The following is a 17,179-nucleotide window of genomic DNA, read 5'->3' as shown; positions in this document are numbered from 1 at the left end:
CGCCCTGGGCGAGCGGGCCTGCCGCCGCAGTAGCATCGCGCGGAAGGAAGCGTCGGGCCGTGGAGGTGACGCGATGACCGCTCGAGAGATCCGTGCGCCACGTGGCAGCGAGTTGTCGTGCCGATCCTGGCCGCAGGAAGCGGCGATGCGCATGCTGATGAACAACCTCGACCCCGAGGTGGCCGAGCGGCCGCAGGACCTCGTCGTATACGGCGGCACCGGGCGCGCCGCTCGCAGCTGGGAGGCATTCGACGCGATCGTGCGCTCGCTGCGTACGCTCGCCGACGACGAGACCCTCCTCGTGCAATCGGGCAAGCCGGTCGCGGTCTTCCGGACTCACGACCTGGCCCCTCGCGTGTTGATCTCGAACTCGATGCTCGTGCCGAAGTGGGCCGACTGGGAGACGTTCCGCGCGCTGGAGGCCCAGGGCCTCACGATGTACGGGCAGATGACCGCCGGGTCGTGGATCTACATCGGGACCCAGGGCATCCTGCAAGGCACGTACGAGACGCTCGCCGAGTGCTCGCACCAGCACTTCGACGGCTCGCTCGCCGGCACGGTGACGCTCACCGGCGGGCTCGGCGGCATGGGCGGTGCCCAGCCGCTCGCCGTCACGATGAACGGCGGCGTCGCGCTCTGCGTCGAGGTCGACCCCGCGCGCATCGAGCGTCGCGTGAAGACGCGCTACCTCGACCGCGAGACCAACGAGCTCGACGAGGCGCTGCGCTGGGCCGACGAGGCGAAGGCAGCGGGGGAGGCGGTCTCGATCGGGTTGGTCGGCAACTGCGGCGAGGTGTTGCCGGCCCTGCTCGCCCGAGGCTGGCAGCCCGATGTCGTCACCGATCAGACCTCCGCCCACGACCCGCTCGGCGGCTACGTGCCGGCCGGTCTCTCGCTCGCCGAGGCCGTCGAGCTGCGCGTGCGCGACGCCGCCGGGTACGTGCACCGTGCCGAAGCGTCGATGGCGGCCCACGTCGAGGCGATCGTGGGCTTCGCGGCCCGCGGAGCGGTCGCGTTCGACTACGGCAACAACCTGCGCGCCGGGGCGGAGGCCGGCGGGCTCCCGCACGACGTCGCGTTCAGCTACCCAGGGTTCGTGCCGGCGTTCGTGAGGCCGCTGTTCTGCGAGGGCAAGGGCCCGTTCCGGTGGGCGGCGCTCTCGGGCGACCCCGCCGACATCGCCGCGACCGACGCCGCCGTGGCCGAGCTCTTCCCCGACGACGAACGCCTGCAGCGGTGGCTGCGCCTCGCGTCCGAACGGGTGACCTTCCAGGGTCTGCCCGCTCGCATCTGTTGGCTGGGCTACGGCGAGCGCGATCGGGCGGGGACGCGGTTCAATGAACTCGTCGCTTCGGGCGCGGTGAGCGCGCCGATCGTGATCGGGCGTGACCACCTCGACGCCGGCAGCGTCGCGAGCCCGTACCGCGAGACCGAGGCGATGCGCGACGGCTCCGACGCGATCGCGGACTGGCCGATCCTGAACGCGCTCGTGAACACGGCCGCCGGCGCCCACTGGGTGAGCGTGCACCACGGGGGCGGCGTGGGCATCGGCTCGTCGATCCACGCCGGCATGGTCGTCGTGGCCGACGGCACGGTGAACGCGGCCGAGCGCCTCGAGCGTGTGCTCACCTCCGACCCGGGCATGGGCGTGGTCCGCCACGTCGACGCCGGGTACGAACGGGCGATCGAGGTCGCGCGGGAGCGCGGCGTACGGGTGCCGATGCAGGAGGCGGAGTGAGCGACGCGCACATCGTTGCGATGGGCGGCGGGCAGTGGCCCGACGACCCGGTGTACGGCTTCATCTTCGACCTGACGGGGGCGGCGCGCCCCAAGGTGCTGTTCGTGCCGACCGCCGTCGGCGACGCCGACCGCGCCGTCGCCACGTTCTACCGATCGTTCCCGTCGCACTCGTTCGAGCCGAGCGATCTCGCCCTCTTCCATCGCACGGTGGAGGACCTGCGCTCGTTGGTGCTCACCCAGGATGTCGTGTTCGTGAGCGGCGGCAACACCCTGAACCTGCTCGCGATCTGGCGGGCGCACGGGCTCGACGGGATCCTGCGGGAGGCTTGGGACGCGGGCGTGGTGCTCGCGGGGGGCAGCGCCGGCGCGAACTGCTGGTTCGAGGCCTCGACGACCGACTCCTACCTCCTCGGGCGTGCCGACCCGCTTCCGGACGGGCTGGGGTTCGTGCCGGGAAGCTTCTGTCCTCACTTCGACTCCGAGGCGTCGCGCCGGCCCGAGTACCGCCGCCTGGTCGGGGAAGGCGTGCTGCCGCCCGGCATCGCGTGCGACGACCTCGCCGCGGTGCACCTGATCGGCAACGAGGTGGCCGAGGTGCTGGTCTCCGATGCCGGCGCCGGCGCGCGACGGGTCGAGCCGGGCGAGCGCGGCGACGTGGTCGAGACCCCGCTCGAGACACGGCTGCTGGCGGCATCGGCATGACCGTTGCGATCGGCGGCCGGTTGTCGGCGTCCGACGTGGTGGCGGTCGCCGGCGGGGCGCCCGTCTCGTTCGGCGACGACGCCCGCGCCCGGGTCTCTGCGGCGCGGGCCGTGATCGACGATGCTGTGGCGAGCGGCGACACGATCTACGGGGTCACGACCGGCTTCGGAGCGCTCGCCCACACCCGCGTGGAACCGGCGCAGGCATCGACCCTGCAGCACGGCATCGTGCGGTCACACGCGACGGCTGTGGGTGCGCCGCTGCCGCGTGAGGAGGCACGGGCGATGCTGCTGCTCCGCGCCCACGTGCTGGCCCTCGGGCACTCGGGGGTGCGGCCCGAGGTGGTCGACCTGATGGTCGCGATGCTGAACGAGGACGTGGTGCCGGCCGTACCCCAGCAGGGATCGCTCGGCGCGTCGGGCGATCTCGCCCCACTCGCGAACCTCGCCCTGCCGCTGATCGGCCACGGCGATGTGCTGTCGCCGGAAGGCGGCGTGGAACCGGCCGTCGGCGCGATGGCCCGAGCCGGGCTCTCGCCGCTGACGCTCCAGGCGAAGGAAGGACTCGCCCTGGTGAACGGCACCCAGGGCATGCTGGCGATCGGCATCCTGTCGGTCGAGCGAGCCGCGACGCTCGCACGAACCGCCGACGTCGTCGCGGCGATGACGATCGAGGCGTCGCTCGGCACCGACCGTCCCTTCGACGAGCGGTTGCAGGCGCTGCGTCCGCACCCGGGGCAGGCGGTGAGCGCGGCGAACCTGCGCCGGCTCCTCGCCACCTCGCCGATCCTCGCGTCGCATCGCGAGTCGCCGCACATCGTGCAGGACGCGTACTCGCTGCGGTGCGCGCCGCAGGTGCACGGCGCGACCCGCGACGCGCTCGACTACGCGCGCGGCGTGCTCGCGATCGAGATCAACAGCGTGAGCGACAACCCGATCGTGCTGCCCGACGGCGGCGAGGTCGTGAGCGGGGGAAACTTCCACGGGCAGCCGGTGGCCGTGGCGCTCGACACCGTGGCGACCGCGCTCGTGTCGCTCGCATCGATCGCCGAACGCCGTCTCTACCGCCTGCTCGACGAACACCAGTCCAATGGGCTGCCGCCGTTCCTCGTGCACGGCTCCGGGCTGAACTCCGGCTTCATGCTCGTGCAGTACACGGCAGCGTCGCTCGTGAGCGAATGCAAGACGCTCGCCCACCCTGCGTCGGTCGATTCGATCCCGTCGAGCGCCGGCCAGGAGGACCACGTGAGCATGGGCATGACGTCGGCCCGCCACGCGCGGGAGATCGTCGCGAACGCCGAGACCGTGCTCGCGCTCGAGGCGCTCGGGGCGGCGCAGGCGCTCGACCTTCGGGCGCCGCTCGAGCCGGGTCCGGCAACGCGGGCGGTGCACGCGACGATCAGGGCTCACGTGCCGTTCTTCGAGGCCGACCGCGAGTTCGGCCCCGATATCGAGGATGCCGTGAGCCTGGTGCGAGAAGGCCGCTTGATCGCGGCCGCGGAGGCGGCGACCGGCGGCCCGTTCGACTAGTCCATGACGGACGAGTCGGCTCGGCGCCGATAGGCGATCTCGCCACTCACGATCGTCGCGACCACCGGGTGATGACCCGGGCGATACGGCACCTGGGCGAACGACGCGTCTTCCAGCAGCACCAGGTCGGCGCGTTTCCCGGGCTCGAGCGTGCCGAGGCGGTCCGCGAGGCCCAGCACCCACGCGGGGTTGAGGGTCGCTGCGGTCAGCGCCTCGAGGGGCGGCACCTCGTAGACCCCCGCCGCCATCGCGATCACCTCGGGCATCGACACCACGGGCGACGTGCCGGGGTTCGCGTCGGTTGCGAGCGCGATCGGCACGCCGGCGTCCCTGAGGGCCCGGGCCGGCGCCGGCTCCCCGCGCAGGAAGAACGTCGACGCGGGCAGGAGGCCGGCGACCGTCCCGCTCGCGGTCAGGGCCGCCACGCCCTCGGGCGAGCAGTGGTTCAGGTGGTCGGCGCTGCGCGCGCCGAGCCGCGCCGAGGCCGCCGCAGCGCCCGAGTCGCCGAGCTGGTCGGCGTGCACCCGCAGCTCGAGCCCGGCGCCGCTCGTCGCCGCGGCGATCGCATCCAGGTCGTCGACCGAGAACGCGATGTCCTCGACGTAGACGTCGACCGCCTGGGCGAGTCCTCCTCGGGCGGCTTCCGGGATCAGCTCGTCGCACGCGATGCGTACCCAGTCCTTCCGAGCTATCCCCGCCGGCACCGCGTGGGCGGCGAGCAACGTGACGCTGCAGGTCTGGCGTGCCTCATCGGCCAGCCGGCGCGCGAGCCGCGCGCCGCGCAGCTCCTGTTCCACCGAGAGGCCGTAGCCCGTCTTCAGCTCGAGGGCCGTCGTGCCGTGGACGAGCATCTCGTCGAGCAGCGCACTCGAGAACGCGACGATCTCATCGTCGGTGGCCTCGGCGAACATGCGCGCCGACCGGAAGATGCCACCGTCGCCGCCGTGCAGCTTCCGATAGGAGACGCCGCGCAGGCGCGCCTCGAACTCGTCGGCGCGCCAGCCGACGAACGGCAGATGCGTGTGCTGGTCGACGAACCCCGCCACCAGGCACCCGCGATCTGCGTCGCCGAGGGTCGGTTCCCAGGGAAGGCCGTCGGCGGTGCCCGCGTGCACGATCGTGCCCTCGCCGTCCCAGGCGATCCCGACGCCTCCCTCGGTCGTCCTGGCCGGCTCGACCGACGGGCGGGTGCCTCGCGCCGTCGCCATCGCCGCAGCCACGACCGCACCCCGCGCCATGGCGGCAGCTTACGCGTGCATCGGCTCGCCTTTCGCGCCTCCGCCTAGACTCGACATCGTGTTGGTCCAACGCGAGATCGTGCTGCCGGTTCCCCTCGAGGAGGCTTGGACCGTGCTGATGGACTGGGAGCGCCAGGCCGACTGGATGCTCGACGCCGACGGCGTGACGGTCGTGTCCGAGCAGCGGGAAGGGGTCGGCGTGCGGCTCGCCGTGCGGACACGCATCCTCGGGGTGCCGGCGTTCACCGAGCCGATGGAGGTGGTGGTGTGGGATCCGCCGCGCCGGCTCGACATCCGCCACGGCTCGCTCGTGACCGGCACGGGCACGTGGCTCCTCGACCCGATCGAGGGTGGGACCCGGTTCACGTGGCGCGAGGACGTCCGCCTCGCCGTGCCGGTCGTCGGCGAGCTGGCGGCGACCCTCTACCGACCGGTGATGCGGGTGCTGATGGGCCGGGCGATGCAGGGGCTGCGCGGGTTCCTGATCGCGACCGGCCCCGCCCGGACCTGAGTGCGGCCCTATACTCGGGGGAGAACAGGGGAGCTCGGGGGACCGGGCTGAGAGGCCGGCTGATGGTGCCGGCGACCCGACGAACCTGAACCGGGTAATGCCGGCGGAGGGAGTTCCGGGCGGTGCGATCGGCATTCATCTTCTGCGGCGGCGGTCCCGCGCGCCTTCCGGTCGAGGTGCCCGACGGCGCGCTCGTGATCGCGGCCGACGTCGGCCTGGCCGAAGCGAACCGGCTCGGCGTCGCCGTCGACCTGCTCGTCGGCGACCTCGATTCGGTGGATCCGGTGGACCTCGAGGCGTTCGAGGACGCCGGCGGCGAGGTGCGGCGGCATCCCGAGGACAAGGACGCCACCGACCTCGAGCTCGCGATCACCGACGCGATCGTCGCGGGCGCGGGGCGTCTCCTCGTCGTCGGCGGCGATCGTGGCCGGCTCGACCACCTGCTCGCGAACGCCGTGCTGCTGGCCTCCCCTCGTCACGCAGCGGTCGAGGTCGACGCGATCTTCGGCGCCACGCGCCTGCACGTCGTGCGCGGCCGCCGGGAGCTCGTGGGGGTGCCCGGCGAGCTGATCAGCCTGTTCGCGCTCGGCGGGCCGGCTCACGGCGTGCGTGCCTTCGGGGTGCGATGGCCGCTCGACGGCGCCGTGCTGGAGCCCGGCTCGAGCCTCGGGGTCAGCAACCGTTTCGTCACCGAGCGCGCCGTGATCGAGGTACGCGACGGCGTCGTGCTCGCGATCCGGCCGGGCGTCGAGGACGACGCATGAAGGCACGCGCCCCCGTGGCGGCGCTCGCGCTCCTCGCGCTCGTCGCCGGCGCCTGCTCGGGCAGCGAGGAGACCGCCGACGGCCCGCAGCCGACGGTCACCGTCACGCTGCTCACGCACGACTCCTTCGACGTCAGCAGGGACGTCGTGCGCGCGTTCGAGCGAGAGAGCGGCATCGATCTGCAGATCGTGCCTGCCGGCGACGCCGGGCAGCTCGTGAACCGGGCCATCCTGACCGCGGGCAACCCCGAGGGCGACGTGCTGTTCGGCGTCGACGACAACCTGTTCCCGAAGGCAGTCGAGGAAGGCGTGTTCGAGCCGTACGAGTCGCCCGAGCTCTCGCGGGTCGAGGAAGCCTACGAGCTCGATCCGACCCATGCCGTCACGCCGGTCGACCACGGGGACGTCTGCCTCAATGTGGACCTGGGTTGGTTCGGAGAGCGGGGCCTCCCGCCGCCCGGAGACCTCGGCGACCTCACCGAAGGGCGGTACCGGGGACTCACCGTGGTCGAGAACCCGGCGACCTCCACGCCCGGGCTCGCGTTCATGCTCGCGTCGATCGTCCGGTTCGGCGACGACGGCTGGCAGGCGTTCTGGCGCGACCTGCGCGCGAACGACGTGCTCGTCGTCGACGGCTGGGAGCAGGCCTACTTCGGCGAGTTCTCGGGAGCGGGCGGGGGGGAGGGCGAGCGTCCGATCGTGGTGTCGTACGCGACGAGCCCGGTCGCCGAGGTGGTCTTCGCCGAGGAAACGCTCGATCGGGCGCCGACCGCCGCGGTCATCGAGAGCTGCTACCGCCAGGTGGAGTTCGCCGGCGTGCTCGCCGGCACCGAACACCCTCGCGAAGCCGGAGCGGTGATCGACTTCCTGCTGTCGAGGCCCTTCCAGGAAGATGTGCCCCTGCGCATGTTCGTCTTCCCGGTGGTGGGCGACGCCGAGCTCCCCGAGGAGTTCGTCCGGTGGGGCGAGGAGCCCGAGTCGCCGCTCGCCCTGCCGCCCGAGCAGGTCTCGGCCGAGCGGGAGGCGTGGGTGCAGACGTGGACCGACCTGATGCTCGGCTGAGCCGGGCCACCGCCGGACGTCTCGCGCTCGCCGCCGTGCCGGCGGTGTTCCTCGGCCTCTTCTTCGTCTACCCGCTCGTCTCGATCGTCGGGTCGGTGGTCGGCGACGTCTCGCCGGGGACCGTGCTCGGCGATGCCCGCCTGCGTGGCGTGATCTGGTTCACGACCTGGCAGGCCGTGGTGTCGACGGCCATGACGCTCGCGGCCGGCCTGCCGGCCGCGTACCTGCTCGCACGCTTCCGGTTCCCGGGGCGGTCGGCCCTGCGGGTCGCGACGCTCGTGGCCTTCGTGCTGCCGACCGTCGTCGTCGGCGCCGCGTTCGCGGGTCCTCGACCCTCGTTGGCCGCCCTGTTCGCCGCGCACGTCTTCTTCAACCTCGCGGTGGTGGTGCGCGTCGTCGGCGGGTTCTGGTCGCAGCTCGACCCCGCCTACGAGGACGTCGCGGCCGAGATAGGTGCGACCGGACTGCGGCGCTTCACCGACGTGCTGCTGCCGCTCGCGCGTCCATCGATCGTGGGGGCGGCGACCCTGGTCTTCCTGTTCACGTTCACGTCGTTCGGCGTGGCCCTGCTGCTCGCGGGGCCGGCACGGGCGACGATCGAGGTGGAGATCTTCCGGCAGACGTCGCAGCTGTTGAACCTGCCGGTGGCGGCGGCGCTGACGCTCGTGCAGCTGGCGATCGTCTCGGGGTTGCTGTGGGCGACCTCGGTGACCGAGACGCGGACCGGGGTGCGCCAACAGGTGGTGGCGTCGACCGATGCGGCTCGGCGACCTCGCACTCGGGGAGAGCGTCTCTTCGTCGCCGTGGTCGCCCCGCTCCTCGCGGTCGCCGTGGTCGCGCCCCCGATGCGCCTGCTGTGGCGATCGGTGCGCACACCGACCGGGCTCACGCTCCGGCGCTACCTCGACCTCGGGGACGTGCGCGAGGGCAGCGCCCTGCCGATCTCGCCGCTCGACGCGGTGGCGACGTCGCTCCGGGTCGCGGTCGGGGCCGCGGTGATCTCGATCGTCGTGGGCGTGGTCTCGGCCTGGGTGGTGGCGAACTCGCGCCGGGGCTCGTGGCTCCGCGGCCTGTCCGCCGTGCCTCTCGGCGTCTCTGCGGTCACGATCGGGTTCGGATACGTCGTCGCCTTCGACGCCGGCGTGCTCGACCTGCGTGGCAGCGTCTTCCTGCTCGTCGCGGCGCAGGCGGTGGTCGCGGTCCCCTTCGTCGTGCGCCTTGTCGAGCCTGTGCTCAGCGCGACCGGCGTCGAGCTGCGGGAACAGGCAGCGGCGCTGGGCGCCTCGCCGTGGCAGACGGCTCTCGACGTGGTGCTCCCGGTCGCTTCCCGGGCGATCCTCGGCGCCGGCGCCTTCGCGTTCGCCGTAGCGCTGGGGGAGTTCGGCGCGACCGCGTTCGTCGCCCGGCTTGACTCGCCCACCATGCCGGTCGCGATCGTCCGCCTGCTCTCTCAGCCCGGGGCCGCTTCCGTGGGCCAGGCCACCGCGATGAGCGTGGTGCTGATGGCCGTGACGGCCGCGATCACGGTCGCGATCGACCGCTTCAGGGTCGGCGCCTTCGGCCGGATCTGACGGTCAGATCGAAGGCGTCGGGGGAGGCGCCGCGGTCACCTGCACGACCGCCGGTTCCTCCGAGGCGTTACGGATCGTGAGCTCGGTGCCGGCCGGCACGAGCACGGCGTTCCATTGGCTCATGCGGGTGCGCCCCTTGCCGACCTGCACCGCGACCTCGCCGGCGAGCACCGACACGATCGCGTCGGAGCCGGTGTCGGCGATCGGGCCGATGCCCTGCGCACCCTGCAGGCAGATCAGCTGGCTCCAGATGTGCTCGGTCTCGAACAGGACCTCGGTGCGCGCCGCCTCGTCGTCGAACCAGACGAGGTCTCGCATGTCTCGCGGCTTCATCGCCGCTCAGCCTACGAGCCGCGCCGATAGACTGCCCGGCAACGCGCGCGTCCATCGCGGCGCCCGGTTGAGACCCACGACGAAGGAGCGGAACGCCACGTGACCACCTACGCCTACTCGAGCGAGTCCCCCGCCGATGTGAAGGCCGGGCTCCTGATCGTGCCGGTGTTCCAGGGACCGAAGCCCGGACCGGGGGTCCGAGAGACCGGGCTCGCGCGGGCCTACGCCGACTCGAAGCTCACCGGGAAGAAGGGTGAGGCGGTGCTCGTGACGCGGCGCGACCGCGACCGGTTCGCCGCCGGCGCCGTCCTGCTCGTCGGGGTCGGACCCAAGGAGGAGCTCACGATCGAGGGCATGCGCCGCGCGCTCGGCCGCGCCGCCGGCACCGCACGACGCTTCGCGAGCGTCGCGACGACGTTCCCCCAGGCCTTCGGAGCGCGTCAGGCGGCCGACGCCGTCCAGGCGGCCGCGGAGGGCCTCGGGCTCGGCGACTACCGTTTCGACCGCTATCGCACGAAGCGCGAGGACCCGACCGGCCTGAAGCGGGTCGTGGTCGTTGGCAACCCGAGGTGGGAGGCGAGGGGACTCGCCGCGGCCGTGAAGCGCGGGTCGATCGTCGTCGACGCCGTCTGCTGGGCGCGCGACCTCGTGAACACCCCGGCGGGCGACATGCCGCCCGCCGAGATCGCCCGCGAGGCGCAGCGCATGGCCCGCTCGGTCGGCCTTACCTGCAAGGTCTGGAACGAGTCCCAGCTCGAGAAGGGCGGGTTCGGTGGCATCCTCGGCGTGGGCAAGGGGAGCGTGAACCCTCCGCGCCTGATCGAACTCACCTACACGGGCGCCGGCAACGCCACACCGATCGCCCTCACGGGCAAAGGCATCGCCTTCGACTCGGGCGGCTTGTCGATCAAGGACGCCAAGGGCATGGAGACGATGAAGGACGACATGGGCGGCGCCGCGTCGATCCTCGGCACGATGAAGGCGATCGCCCGGCTGAAGCCGAAGATCAACGTGATCGCGGCGATCCCGTGCAGCGAGAACATGCCGAGCGGCTCGGCGCAGAAGCCCGGCGACGTGATCACCCACCGCGGCGGGAAGACCTCCGAGGTGCTGAACACCGACGCGGAGGGCCGGCTCGTGCTCGCCGACGCGCTCGCCCTGCTGGCCGAGCGCAAGCCCCAGCTGATCGTCGACACCGCGACCCTCACTGGCGCGTGCGTGGTCGCGCTCGGCACCGCCATCACCGGGGCGTTCGGGAACGACGACGGCGTGATCCGCGACCTGATCGCCGCGGGAGACGCGACCGGCGAGCCGATCTGGCAGATGCCGCTGCACCAGGACTACCGCCCGCTGATCGACTCCAGCGTCGCCGACATCAAGAACATCGGCGACCGCTGGGGGGGCGCGATCACCGCGGCGTGGTTCCTCGCCGAGTTCGTCGGCGACACCCCCTGGTGCCACCTCGACATCGCGGGCCCGGCGTTCAGCGATCGCGGCACCGATCTCAGCCCTCGCGGTGCCACCGGCACGCCCGTGCGGGCGCTCGTTCGGTTCGTGCTCGACCGGGCGGCCGCATAGGGGTCCGACGCGATGGCAGCGGCCCCTCCCGATCCGCGTACGGGACCGGCGCTCGGCATCTTCGCGCACCCCGACGACGCCGAGATCGCTGCGGGGGGGCTGCTCGCGAACTGGGTCGACGCCGGGCGCGAGGTCCACCTGCTGGTGCTCACGAACGGCGATCGAGGTTCGCAGGATCCGCAGCTGGATCGGGCAGAGCTGGCCCGCGTCCGTGCCCGCGAGACGCAGGACGCCGGCGACGTCCTCGGCCTCGCGAGCGTCCGTATCCTCGACGTGCACGACGGCGACCTGCAGAACACCGACGACGTGCGGGAGCAGGTCGTGCGGCGCATCCGCGAGGTGCGAGCCGAGACCGTGCTCTCGGTCGACCCGACCGCCGTGTTCTTCCGCAACAGCTACTACAACCACTCTGACCACCGCAACGCGGGCTGGATCGCGCTCGACTCGGCGTTCCCCGGCTCGGGGAACCCGCACTTCTTCCCCGAGCACCTAGGCGACGGCATCGGCGTGCAGGACGCCACCGACGTCTGGCTCGGCTGGACGAACGAGCCGAACCACACCGAGGATGTCACCGGTACGTGGCAGCGGAAGATCGACGCCCTCGCGAAGCACGACTCTCAGCTGTCCGAAGGCATCGCGTACTTCGAGCGGTTCCTGGTCGAGGAGGCCGAGGCATCGGGGACGAAGATCGGTGTCGGCCGGGCCGAGGAGTTCCGTCGGCTCGATCTCTCGGAGTGAGACGCGCACCGCTGTGGCACGGAGGGCAGAGCGATGGCGAACGGAAGCATGAACCTCCCCGCCGGCTACGGGTTCCGGCCGCCGACACCCGACGATCTCGACGCGGTGGGCGGCGTGCTCGTCGCCGACCTCCGCGAGGCTGCCGAGGAGTCCGTCCTCGACGCCGACTTCATCCGGCAGGTGTGGAGCCGGCCGGACTTCGATCTCGCCGCCGACGCCTGGGTCGTGACGGAGGGCGCGGGAACGATCGTCGCATACGGGCAGGTCAGGAGTGAGGAACCCGACGTCGTCGGCTCGTGGGGGGTCGTCCATCCCGAGCACCGAGGGCGCGGCATCGGTTCGTCGCTGTTGGACCGGATCGAAGCGCGGGCCGACGAGCGCTTGGCGGGGGTCCCGTCTCCGCGATTCCGCCATTCGATCAACGCGGGGGACCGAGCCGCGGCGGCGTTGCTTCGTGTCCGAGACCTGTATCCGATCCGCCACTACTGGCACATGCGGATCGACCTCACGCCACCGCTCGAGCCGGGGCCCTCGTCGGAGGCGATCGAGATCGGTGGGATCGAGCCGGGCGACGATCTCCGGGCGATCCACGCGGTCCTCGAGGACGCGTTCGCCGACGACCCGGGCGACCATCCCGGATCGTTCGATCGTTGGATCGAGGAAGAGACGGCGAGCCCGAGCTACGATCCCACGCTCTGGCTCGTGGCGCGGGACCGCGGGGCCGCGGTTGGCGCGCTCGCCGCGAGCGCAGGCGACGACGGTGGATGGGTGGACTGGCTCGCGGTCCTCGCCTCCCATCGAGGGCGTGGGATCGGCGCGACACTCCTTCGTCGTTCGTTCGCGTTATTTGCGGCCCGCGGGGTGCGACGGGCGATGGTGAGCGTCGACTCGGAGAACGTGACCGGCGCGACGGCCGTCTACGAGCGCGTGGGCATGCGGGTCGTCAGCGGGTGGGACCTGTGGGAACGCCTGCCTGCCGACCCGCGCTGACACGGACGCTCGCGACGATCGATCAACCCCGACGTACGATCCGCGCCATGAACGAGTGGATCGTCGTCGTCGGACTCGTGGTGGTCGTCATCCGCGCGAGAGCGTCAGGCGGGCCGGTCGACGTTCGATGAGCTGGCCAGAGGCGTTCGCGGATCGCTACGACGAGTGGTCGGCACACATGGCCGACGATGTCGCGTTCTACGTCGGGCTGGCGCTCGAGACCGATGGACCGCTCGTCGAGCTCGCGGTCGGTAATGGCCGGGTCGCGATCCCGGTCGCGCGAGCGACCGGTCGCCGCGTCATCGGCATCGACTCCTCGCCGGCGATGCTCGAGTTGGCTCGCAACGATGCGGCCGAGGCTGGCGCCGAGCTCGACCTGCGTGAGGGCGACATGCGCGACATCGCTCTCGACGAGCTGGCGGCGCTGATCTACTGCCCGTTCCGAGCCCTCCTGCACATTCCGACCTGGCAGGACCGTCGCCGCACGTTCGAACGGGTCACCGCCTCGCTCCGTCCAGGGGGGCGGTTCGCATGGAACGCGTTCGCGTTCGATCATCGGATCGCGAGCGAGCTGGACGGGCGGCACCAGGACGCGCCGGTGCCTCACACGAACCGGTACGCCGTCGGGGAAAACCGCATCGACATCGAGCTCGATGGCGGTGACACCAGCTCGCTGTGGTGGGCGACCAAGAACGAATGGCTCGGGTTGATCGATGTCGCGGGCCTCCACCTCGAGTCGCTCCACGGAGGCTTCGCAGGCGAGCCGTTCGACGACGAGAGTCGCGAGTACGTGTTCGTCGTGCGCCGCTGAACGCCGCGAGTCGGGACGATGCCCCGGCGCGTGGTCGGCGGTATCCTTGGTCGAACCGAGGGGGGCTGATGACGAAGGCGACGATCCTGGCGGTCCTGGTCGCGACGTTCACCGTGGTGGCGTGCTCGGGCGACGAGACGGAACCGGTCGAGGAGACGGGTTCACCCGCCGCGGCGCAGGAGCAGGGATGCGACTCGCCGGTCGAGACCGCGACGATCCAGATCGCCGACTTCGCCTTCGACCCGAACTGCATCGAGTTGCCGGCGGGCACGGATACGTTGGCGATCGAGAACAGCGACGACACCGATCACACGTTCACGATCGCCGAGGCGGACCTGAACGCTGAGATCGGTCCGGGGGAGGACGTCGGGGTCGACGTCGCAGCGATCAACGACGGCGTCTGGGCGTTCCGATGCAGCATCCACCCGCAGATGACCGGGTTCCTCACCCGCCGCTGACCCCGTCCTACCAACGCCCGCGGTGGACCTGTTCTTCGAACGGGCGTCGCAGTCGTTTCGCGCCCGAGCCGCTCGGCCCCTCGTCGTCGGCTCGCAACCCGAACCCCAGGATGCCGATCGGACGCAGACCCTCCGGCACTCCGAAGCGGTCCAGCAGGTCGCGCTCGCCATGGGTGATGCCGAAGAACCAGCCGCCGAGGCGCTCGTCGACGGCTGCCAGCAACATCAGCATCGACGCCATCGCGGCATCGATCTCCCAGAACTTCACCGGCCAGTTGTCGGCGGTGTCCATGCCGAACGCGATCTTGTCCGGCTGGGAGTACCGCTCGAGGTAGCGACCGGGGTCCGGGATCGGGAGCACGATCACCGTCGGCCCGACCCCGACGTCGTCGAGGTCCCAGCCGAACTCCGGATCTCGCGTGACCTCCCAGAAGATCGCGATGTCGTCGGGCTGATCGAGTACGAGGAACTCCACCCCTTGGGCGAACCCAGCGGACGGTCCTCGTCGGCCGGCCTCAAGCACCCGGTCCATCAGCTCGCGTGGGACGGGGCGTTGGTCGAACCGCCGCACCATGCGCCGACGCCGGACGACCTCCGTGAACTCCATGGTGGCGAGAGCCTAGCCCACCACGCGATCGCCACCTGCCGTAGGCTCCCGTTCGAATGGCGAACCCCCACTTCGGCGCGATCGGTGACGTCTGGAAGCATCTCGTCCTCGGCGACCTGCTCGATCGCCTGCGTCCCGCCCGCTACTGGGAGACGCACGCCGGGTCGGGCACTTATACGCTCGATCGCGAGTGGGAGCGCGAGTACGGCATCTTCACGCTGCTGCGTGAGGCGCCTCGGGCGCCGGCGATCGAGGCCTCGAGGTACCTCTGGCTCGTCCGCACCCTGCCGCCGGCCGAGGACGAGGAGCCCCGCTATCCGGGCTCGGCGCGTCTCGCGATGGAGGTGCTCGGAGATTCGGCGACCTACCTGCTCTGCGACCTCGACTCGGGAAGCGTCGCGGATCTCACCCGATCGGCGCGTGAGCTCGACCTGACCGACCTCGTGCGTATCGAACACGCCGACGGCATCGCGACGATCAACGATGCGGCGCGGCAGCTCGGGCCCGGGAGCGCCGCCTCGACGCTCGTGATGATCGACCCGTTCGACGAAGGCCAGCGCTCCGTCGACGACATGGATTCGCTCGATCTCTTCCAGGAGCTGGCACGCGCCGGCTTCCCGACCGTGCTCTGGCACGGCTACGACGACGCGGCCGACCGCGACGCAGCCAGGTCGCGTGCCTCCATCGAAGGCCTCGACTCGTGGTCACTGGACATCGACACGGCGTTCTTCCGTGGTGACTCGACGCTGAACCCGGGGGTCGGGGGGTGCGGGATGCTCCTCGCGAACGTGCCGGGCGACGACCTGGGCCACGCGGAGCGGCTCGGCCGCCAGCTCGCGGCCCTCTACGACGAGGCCCTGATGCCCGATGGCTCTCCGGGCTCCCTGTCGTTCGCGAGGACGGACCTCGGCTGAGCCGTCAAGCTGGCTTCGTCGCCGTCGCGATGATGACCTCTCGGAAGTCGTTCAACGGATCGGGGAACCGCTCCGCGAACATGGCTCTCGTACGTTCCCGCAGCGACGCCCATCCCGACTCTCCGAGCATGTTCCGCACGAAGCGTCCGGTCGCCCAGACCTGCAGGCCGTCGAGGTAGTCGTCGAGCGCGTAGGTCCAGTGGTACTTCACGACCTCGGTCCGCACGCTGCGGAACCCCGCGTCGATCAGCGTCTCCTCCACGTTCGTGCGCGAGCGGAAGCGCTCGTGCCATGGAGCGGCCTCCGCGTACGCGGGACCAAGCATCTCCCTCGGCACGACCGACTCGACCATCTCGCGCCAGGCCTGCTGGTACGCGTCGACCCCATCGGTCCACGAGGTGAACCCGACCCGGCCCCCCACGCGCAGCACCCGCGCGATATCGAACAGGGCCGTCTCGACTTTGTTGAAGTGGGCGAGCACGAACGAGCCGATCGCCGCGTCGAACCGGCCCGGCCCGAACGGCAGATCGATCACCTGGGCGGCCGCGACCGGCACCTTCGGTCGTTCGCGGCAGGCGACGCGGAGCATGCCGATCGACTCGTCGACCCCGACCGCCCGCCCCCCCGCATCGGCCGCGACCTGTGCGGCGACCCCGGTGCCGGTGCCGACGTCGAGCACGTCGGCCCCGTCGGCGATGCCCACCATCTCGACGAGGTCGCGTGCGACCTCGACGAAGCGCGAGGCATGCACGCGCTCGTAGGTCTCGGCTACATCGTCGTAGGTGCGCCAGTCGTTCATGCCCGCCAGCCTACCGGGCCGCGGGTAGGCTTCGGGCCGTATGCGACGGGGCACACGGTGACCGGCGCGGCCGGCTACATGGCGCTCGTGCTGGCCGAGGCGGTGGCCGGCTCGCTCTCGTTCCTCTGGCTCAGCCCTCTGTGGAACGAGGTCAAGCGGGGGTTCTTCACGCTCACGACCGCGATCCTGCTCGCGCTCGCCGCCGGAGCCTGGCTCTCGACCCGCGCCGCGTCGATCCCGGGAGACGATCCCGGTCGATGGGCCGAGACGCTGACGCTCGCGAGCGCGGCCGCGGTCGGGATCTCGTTCGTGCTGATGCTCGCGAAGCAGCATCTGCCTGCGCGGATCATCGGCGTCGCGAGCGTCGGGATCTCGATCGCCGCCCTTGTGGCGATGGCGGGCACCGGACGTCAGTCGTTCTCGGTCGCCCTGTTCCAGCTGCTCGCCGGTGCCGCGTTCCTCGGCTCGATCACCGTCGGCTTGCTGTTGGGCCACTGGTACCTCACCGACCGTGGTTTGAGCCGCGGCCCGATCGACCGGCTCACGACCGCGATGCTGATCGCCGTGGTGGTCGAGGCTGTCGCGGTCGTCACCAGTGGTTTCGGCGGCGTCGAGAGCTCCACGTCGCTGAACCCACTGCTCACCGCGGGGGCGCTCGCCCCGTGGATCGCGCTGGGCATGGTCCTCGCGACGTTCCTGATCGCGCTGCTGACCCGGGCAGCGCTCAAGGGGGAACGGGCGTCCGCCGTGCAGTCGGCCACCGGCTTCTACTACCTCGCGGTCGTCACAGCCTTCACGGCCGAGGTCGCCGTGAAGACCCGGTTCCTGGGCTAGG

Annotated in this window: 18 protein-coding genes and 1 riboswitch; of the genes, 14 read left to right on the top strand and 4 right to left on the bottom strand. The window is 71.5% G+C overall.

What is annotated here, in order from left to right; all coding sequences use genetic code 11:
• Positions 1-73 precede the first annotated feature (73 nt).
• Genes hutU through hutH form a run of 3 tightly spaced genes read left to right on the top strand, consistent with a single transcriptional unit; the run spans position 74 to position 3,971 of the window.
• Positions 74-1,738 carry a urocanate hydratase gene (hutU, locus tag VFI59_16425; protein ID HET6715281.1) on the top strand — a complete coding sequence of 555 codons (1,665 nt, stop codon included), beginning with the start codon at positions 74-76 and terminating at the stop codon, positions 1,736-1,738.
• Positions 1,735-2,442 carry a peptidase E gene (locus VFI59_16420; protein ID HET6715280.1) on the top strand — a complete coding sequence of 236 codons (708 nt, stop codon included), beginning with the start codon at positions 1,735-1,737 and terminating at the stop codon, positions 2,440-2,442. Before hutU ends, VFI59_16420 begins: the two co-directional genes overlap by 4 nt.
• Positions 2,439-3,971, top strand: coding sequence for a histidine ammonia-lyase (gene hutH, locus VFI59_16415; GenBank protein ID HET6715279.1), 1,533 nt, complete (start codon positions 2,439-2,441; stop codon positions 3,969-3,971). Before VFI59_16420 ends, hutH begins: the two co-directional genes overlap by 4 nt.
• Here hutH and hutI read toward each other — a convergent pair.
• Positions 3,968-5,209, bottom strand: coding sequence for an imidazolonepropionase (gene hutI, locus VFI59_16410; GenBank protein ID HET6715278.1), 1,242 nt, complete (start codon positions 5,207-5,209; stop codon positions 3,968-3,970). The two genes, hutH and hutI, sit on opposite strands and share 4 nt — an antisense overlap.
• A gap of 58 nt (positions 5,210-5,267) precedes the next feature.
• On the opposite strand from hutI, the gene VFI59_16405 reads away from it, so the two are divergent.
• The 4 genes from VFI59_16405 (at position 5,268) to VFI59_16390 (ending at position 9,116) form a co-directional block, all read left to right on the top strand.
• Positions 5,268-5,720: an SRPBCC family protein gene (locus tag VFI59_16405; GenBank protein HET6715277.1), complete on the top strand. Its 453-nt coding sequence runs from the start codon at positions 5,268-5,270 to the stop codon at positions 5,718-5,720.
• Positions 5,721-5,742: 22 nt separating this feature from the next.
• Positions 5,743-5,836: riboswitch (TPP riboswitch) on the top strand.
• A gap of 6 nt (positions 5,837-5,842) precedes the next feature.
• The gene (locus tag VFI59_16400) at positions 5,843-6,484 is read left to right on the top strand and encodes a thiamine diphosphokinase (GenBank protein HET6715276.1); all 642 of its coding nucleotides are present in this window, start codon (positions 5,843-5,845) and stop codon (positions 6,482-6,484) included.
• Positions 6,481-7,545 carry a thiamine ABC transporter substrate-binding protein gene (locus VFI59_16395; GenBank protein HET6715275.1) on the top strand — a complete coding sequence of 355 codons (1,065 nt, stop codon included), beginning with the start codon at positions 6,481-6,483 and terminating at the stop codon, positions 7,543-7,545. The genes VFI59_16400 and VFI59_16395 overlap by 4 nt, the downstream gene beginning before the upstream one ends.
• Complete coding sequence (locus VFI59_16390) at positions 7,521-9,116, top strand: iron ABC transporter permease (GenBank protein HET6715274.1); 1,596 nt, start codon at positions 7,521-7,523, stop codon at positions 9,114-9,116. The genes VFI59_16395 and VFI59_16390 overlap by 25 nt, the downstream gene beginning before the upstream one ends.
• Positions 9,117-9,119: 3 nt before the next feature.
• Here the strand turns inward: VFI59_16390 and VFI59_16385 are convergent, their stop codons facing one another.
• Positions 9,120-9,449: a cupin domain-containing protein gene (locus tag VFI59_16385; protein HET6715273.1), complete on the bottom strand. Its 330-nt coding sequence runs from the start codon at positions 9,447-9,449 to the stop codon at positions 9,120-9,122.
• A 99-nt stretch (positions 9,450-9,548) separates the two neighbouring features.
• Here VFI59_16385 and VFI59_16380 point away from each other — a divergent pair, with 99 nt between their 5' ends.
• From VFI59_16380 to VFI59_16360, 5 genes are all read left to right on the top strand, one after another.
• On the top strand, positions 9,549-11,027 hold the full coding sequence (locus VFI59_16380) for a leucyl aminopeptidase (protein ID HET6715272.1): 1,479 nt from the start codon (positions 9,549-9,551) through the stop codon (positions 11,025-11,027).
• A 12-nt stretch (positions 11,028-11,039) separates the two neighbouring features.
• Positions 11,040-11,765 (top strand): PIG-L deacetylase family protein, encoded by a 726-nt coding sequence (locus tag VFI59_16375; protein HET6715271.1) that lies wholly within the window; start codon positions 11,040-11,042, stop codon positions 11,763-11,765.
• Positions 11,766-11,798: 33 nt separating this feature from the next.
• On the top strand, positions 11,799-12,755 hold the full coding sequence (locus VFI59_16370; GenBank protein ID HET6715270.1) for a GNAT family N-acetyltransferase: 957 nt from the start codon (positions 11,799-11,801) through the stop codon (positions 12,753-12,755).
• A gap of 127 nt (positions 12,756-12,882) precedes the next feature.
• The gene (locus VFI59_16365) at positions 12,883-13,566 is read left to right on the top strand and encodes a class I SAM-dependent methyltransferase (GenBank protein ID HET6715269.1); all 684 of its coding nucleotides are present in this window, start codon (positions 12,883-12,885) and stop codon (positions 13,564-13,566) included.
• Positions 13,567-13,634: 68 nt separating this feature from the next.
• Positions 13,635-14,024: a cupredoxin domain-containing protein gene (locus VFI59_16360; protein HET6715268.1), complete on the top strand. Its 390-nt coding sequence runs from the start codon at positions 13,635-13,637 to the stop codon at positions 14,022-14,024.
• A 7-nt stretch (positions 14,025-14,031) separates the two neighbouring features.
• On the opposite strand, the gene VFI59_16355 is transcribed toward VFI59_16360, so the two are convergent.
• On the bottom strand, positions 14,032-14,631 hold the full coding sequence (locus VFI59_16355; protein HET6715267.1) for a nitroreductase family protein: 600 nt from the start codon (positions 14,629-14,631) through the stop codon (positions 14,032-14,034).
• A gap of 56 nt (positions 14,632-14,687) precedes the next feature.
• Between VFI59_16355 and rlmJ the strand changes: the two genes are divergently transcribed.
• Positions 14,688-15,545 carry a 23S rRNA (adenine(2030)-N(6))-methyltransferase RlmJ gene (rlmJ, locus tag VFI59_16350; protein ID HET6715266.1) on the top strand — a complete coding sequence of 286 codons (858 nt, stop codon included), beginning with the start codon at positions 14,688-14,690 and terminating at the stop codon, positions 15,543-15,545.
• A gap of 4 nt (positions 15,546-15,549) precedes the next feature.
• On the opposite strand, the gene VFI59_16345 is transcribed toward rlmJ, so the two are convergent.
• A complete protein-coding gene (locus VFI59_16345; protein ID HET6715265.1) occupies positions 15,550-16,344 on the bottom strand; it encodes a methyltransferase domain-containing protein in 795 nt (264 codons plus the stop codon).
• Between the two features lie 57 nt (positions 16,345-16,401).
• Here VFI59_16345 and VFI59_16340 point away from each other — a divergent pair, with 57 nt between their 5' ends.
• Positions 16,402-17,178, top strand: a complete 777-nt coding sequence (locus tag VFI59_16340) for a hypothetical protein (protein ID HET6715264.1) — start codon at positions 16,402-16,404, stop codon at positions 17,176-17,178.
• Position 17,179: the final 1 nt, after the last annotated feature.

The organism is Actinomycetota bacterium (genome assembly GCA_035697485.1).
In the GTDB taxonomy this organism is placed as follows: Bacteria; Actinomycetota; UBA4738; order UBA4738; family HRBIN12; genus JAOUEA01.
Note: the sequence above shows the minus strand (reverse complement) of the source record. Positions and strands in the feature narration are given on the sequence as shown.